General features: G+C 60.5%; 3 protein-coding genes. All 3 read left to right on the top strand.

Annotated features, from left to right (window positions below):
• On the top strand, nucleotides 1–2,709 hold a 2,709-nt coding region (locus tag GXY33_08000; GenBank protein NLX05071.1), incomplete at its 5' end, for a hypothetical protein.
• A gap of 75 nt (nucleotides 2,710–2,784) precedes the next feature.
• A complete protein-coding gene (locus GXY33_08005; protein ID NLX05072.1) occupies nucleotides 2,785–4,122 on the top strand; it encodes a TolC family protein in 1,338 nt (445 codons plus the stop codon).
• A partial coding sequence (locus tag GXY33_08010; protein ID NLX05073.1) for a type I secretion system permease/ATPase occupies nucleotides 4,119–4,462 on the top strand: 344 nt, incomplete at its 3' end. The genes GXY33_08005 and GXY33_08010, both read left to right, overlap by 4 nt.

Below are 4,462 nucleotides of genomic sequence, written 5' to 3' on the forward strand. Positions count from 1 at the left end.
AACAGCAGTAACAATGCGCTCTACGGTATGGCCGGCGACGACCTGCTGGACGGCGGCAGCGGCGCGGATACGATGGTCGGCGGCACGGGTGACGACCGCTATGTGGTGGATAATCCGTTGGATGCCGTTATCGAACTGGCCGATGAAGGCATCGATACCGCCTACAGCAGTGTGGATGCTGCGCTGTGGGCAAATGTCGAAAACCTGATTCTGACGGGCGGTGCCGATCTGAACGGCACCGGCAATGTGCTCGCCAACGTCATCACCGGCAATAGCGGAACCAACATCCTGGCCGGTGGAGGTGGCGACGACCTGTTGAGCGGCGGCGACGGAGACGATGTCTATTGCTACGACCTGGGCGACGGCCACGACCGCATCGAAGAGAGTACGGGCATGGATCGTATCCTGCTCGGTGCCGGCATCAAGCCGGATCAGGTTCAGGGCTGCCGCGACAACGGCGAGGCCGTTCTGGTCTTTGCGGACGGCGGAAGCCTGCGCTTTGCGGAGCTGAGCCCGAACGTCTTTGCCGTCGAGCATATCGAATTCGCCGACGGAACACTATGGGCGGCCGACTCCTTGCACCAGGCCTTGAATGCGCCGCCCAGCGGTGGGCTGGCCATCGCCGGCGAGGTCAGGCAGTACGCAACCCTGAACGTCGAGAGCACCCTGTCCGATCCAGACGGTCTGGGTGCGGTTTCTTACCAGTGGCAGTATTCAGCGGACAAGACGAACTGGACGGATATCGTTGGCGCGACGGACACAAGCCTGACGCTGACGGACGAGACACTGGTCGGACAGCATCTGCGCATTGTGGCAAGCTACATGGATGGCTATACAACGCCGGAGATCCTTGCGAGCGACTCCTCTGTCCCCGTGCTCAATGTCAACGATGCGCCGACAGTTGCAGCGCCCATCGCCGACCAGACCACGGACGAGGATGCACCATTCAGTTTCACCGTCCCGGAAAATACTTTTGCCGACGTAGATGTCGGCGACAGTCTGAGCTATGCGGCGACATTGGACGACGGCAAACCGCTTCCGAACTGGCTGAACTTCGATGCCACGACGCGCACGTTTACAGGCACCCCGGAAAATGCCGACGTGGGGGCACTCGCGCTCAGGGTAACGGCCATCGATCTGACGGGTGTATCCGTCAGCGACACCTTCGCGTTGACGGTGAGCAACGTCAACGATGCGCCGACGGTGTCCGTGCCCATTGCCGATCAACAGGGCGTCGAGAACAGCCTGTTCAGCTTCACGGTACCTGATGGAACTTTCCAGGACGTGGATGCCGGCGACCACCTGAGCTATATCGCCACCTTGAGCGATGACAGCCCCTTGCCAGACTGGCTGAGCTTCGACGCCGCTACCCGTACCTTCAGTGGCACGCCGCTATTGCAGGACGTTGGTTCCCGATCGGTGAAGATCGTTGCCGTTGACAGTCACGCCGCCACCGCAGAGTCGGCTTTCGCCATTGAGATTGTCAATGCCAACTATGCGCCGGTCGTCGCCGTGCCCATTGATACGCAATTGGCGACCGAGGACGCTGCATTCAGCTACACCATTCCGGATGGAACCTTCACGGACGCAAATCCCGAAGACGTGTTGAGTTATACTGCTACGCTGGACGACGGCAGGGCCTTGCCATCGTGGTTAAGTTTCGATGCCGATACCTGTACCTTTAACGGCACGCCGAACAGTACCTCGGCCGGGCTGATGTCGATTCTGGTTTCGGCGACGGATCCGGGAGAACTCTCCGCGAGTACCGCATTCACGTTGGATATTGCCAACCACATCGTCGGAAACGGTGACGACAACTACCTGAGGGGCACATCCCTGCGCGATGTGATGGAGGGACGCGGCGATGATGACACTCTGTATGGCAACGACGGCGACGATTATCTGGACGGCGGCATGGGCGATGACAGGTTATATGGCGGTGCTGGCAACGATATTTTATATGGTGGTAGTAGTCGGAGTGATGATGACGACGATGATGACGATGATGACGATGATGACGACGGCGATCGTCTCGTCGGTGGTAGCGGTGACGACACCTATATCGTGGATAATAATTCGACGACGGTATACGAGTACGCCGACGAAGGGAACGACACCGTCAGATCGAGTGTCAGCTATAAACTCGGAATTTATCTGGAGAACCTCGAACTGACTGGTACGGGCAACATCAATGGCACGGGCAATTCTCTGGACAACGAGCTAATCGGCAATGCCGGGAAAAACATCCTTTCGGGCGGTTCCGGCAACGATACCCTCGACGGCGGCGCCGGCAACGACACCCTGAACGGCGGTTCCGGGGACGACACCTACCTGTTTTCCAGCGGCAGCGGCCAGGACAGCCTGTTCGATTATGACACCGCCGCCGACCAGAACGACGCCATCCTGTTTGACTCGGGTCTGGGCACTTCCGACATCGGACTGTTCCGGAACGGCGACGACCTGGTTCTGGGCATCGCCAGCACAAGCGACATCCTCACCGTGAAAAACTGGTTCCAGTCGGAGGCTTACCGGGTGGAGAGCGTCCAACTGGCCGACGGCGGGTACCTGACGGATGCGGATATCAATCTGCTGGTCCAGCAGATGTCCGCCTATGCCGCCGACCAGGGTATCGCCCTCGACAGCCTCGATGGAGTCTACGACAACCAGGAACTGATGACCATGGTGGCCAACACCTGGCATCAAAACTGATCGATCTCTGTTGAAGGGGTGGGGAACCTATGGTTTTTCACCCCTTCGGTTGTTTTTTTTCCCGAACAGATTGTCATGAAACCGTTTGCTTCGTGGCGGGCCGGCGGACGGCTCTCCCTTTATCTCTTCCCGTTTTTCTTGTTTTTCTCTCCGGCCCCGGCCGTTGCCGGGCCGCTCACCCTGCATTCGGCCCTGGCCAAGGCTCTGGCCCATTCCTGGGATCTGCGCATCGCCTCCAAAGAGATCGACATCAGCCGCTATGCCCTCTGGGAGACGCGTTCCCTCTATTTTCCTGCCCTCACGATTCGTTTTGATAATCAGTATGTTGAAGATCTGACGACGGACGGCAATAACATCGTCACCGTGGGAGATCAAACCATCCCCATCGACGGCTCCACCTATCAGCATGGCGTCGGGATCGGGCTGAGCTACCTTCTGTTCGATTTCGGTGCCAGGGAACTGAAAGTGGGCAACGCGAAAAGGGATATCCGTATCGCGGCTTTTCAGGCGGAGCAGACGCTGGTCGACACCCGGCTGAAGGTCCTTGACGCTTTTGCCCGTTGTATGGAGATGTCCCGGCGCTGGAAGACGGGCCGGGAGATCCTCGGCCATCGCCGGGAGCTCTATGAACTGGCCGGAAGGCTGCGCGATTCCGGCGCGGTCGGCCAGGTGGAGGTCAATGACGCGGCCCTGGGCCTGGCCGAGGCGGTTACCGAGCAGGAGACGTTGCGGCGCGGCCTGGAAGAGGCGCTTCTCAACTTAAGCTTCTTCACCGGCGAGGACTACGCCGCCGAAACCGTGGATTTCGCCCCGTTACCGGACTTAAGGGGCGTGGAAGAACGGCCCAGCCCGGAATTCCTTCCGGAAATCCGCGCCCTGGCCGAGGAGATTGAAAAAAAGCAAAAAGAAAAAAGGATACTGGAATGTTCTCTGCTCCCCACTATCAGCCTGGCTGGGAGCTACCGCGCTCTCGGCTCCGACGAGGACAGCTTCTCGATCTCCCTGGAGAATCTGCGGTCGCGGGATCTTTCCGTGGCGCTGGTGGCCCGCTGGGAGGTTTTCAGCGGCTTTCGGGATATGGCTCGTATTCGGCGTTTGACAGCGGAAGCGGAACAGCTGGAGATGGAGAAGGAGCGGCGCCTCGGCGACCGGCGCCGGGAGATGCTGGCTGCCTACCAGACCTACCAATTGGCCCAAAGCGGTGAAGCCGATGCCCGGCGCCGGGAAGAGGTCCTGGAGCAGCGGGCCGCAACCGACCAGCGGCTGGCGCAACAGCGGATCACCGACCGCATGACCTGGGTGCGGCGCGAGATCGAATTCAAGGAACAGCGGCTCGCCGCGGCCCTGGAGCGGATGCAGGGCCGACTGGCCGGGCTGCGCCTCAAAATGTGGCGGGAAGGGGAGGTCCGATGAGCGCCGGACTGATCGCCCTGGAGGTGGTGGCGCGCCTCAGCCGCATCGACGTCGACATCCGCGCCCTGACCCGGGAGTACGGCATCCAGCGGGAGGTGACCCCGGAGGAGCTGCTGCGCATCGCCCAGCGGCTCGAATTCAAGGCCAAGCTCAAGAAACTGCCGCTGAAAAAACTGCTCGCCGGCTATCCGCTCCCGGCCATTGTAGTCCATCGCGACGGCCGCTATGCCGTGGCGCTCAAGGCCGAGGCCGACGGGAGCAAGGTGCTGGTTTTCGACCCCGCCGCGAAGAAGACGGCCGAATACGCGGGAGCCGACTTCGAGGCGACCGTGGACCGCTT

Source organism: Phycisphaerae bacterium (genome assembly GCA_012729815.1).
In the GTDB taxonomy this organism is placed as follows: domain Bacteria; phylum Planctomycetota; class Phycisphaerae; order JAAYCJ01; family JAAYCJ01; genus JAAYCJ01.

Coding starts and splice junctions, on each gene's coding strand:
- GXY33_08005 (NLX05072.1), top strand. CDS start 2,785: ATGAAACCGTTTGCTTCGTGGCGGGCCGGCGGACGGCTCTCCCTTTAT.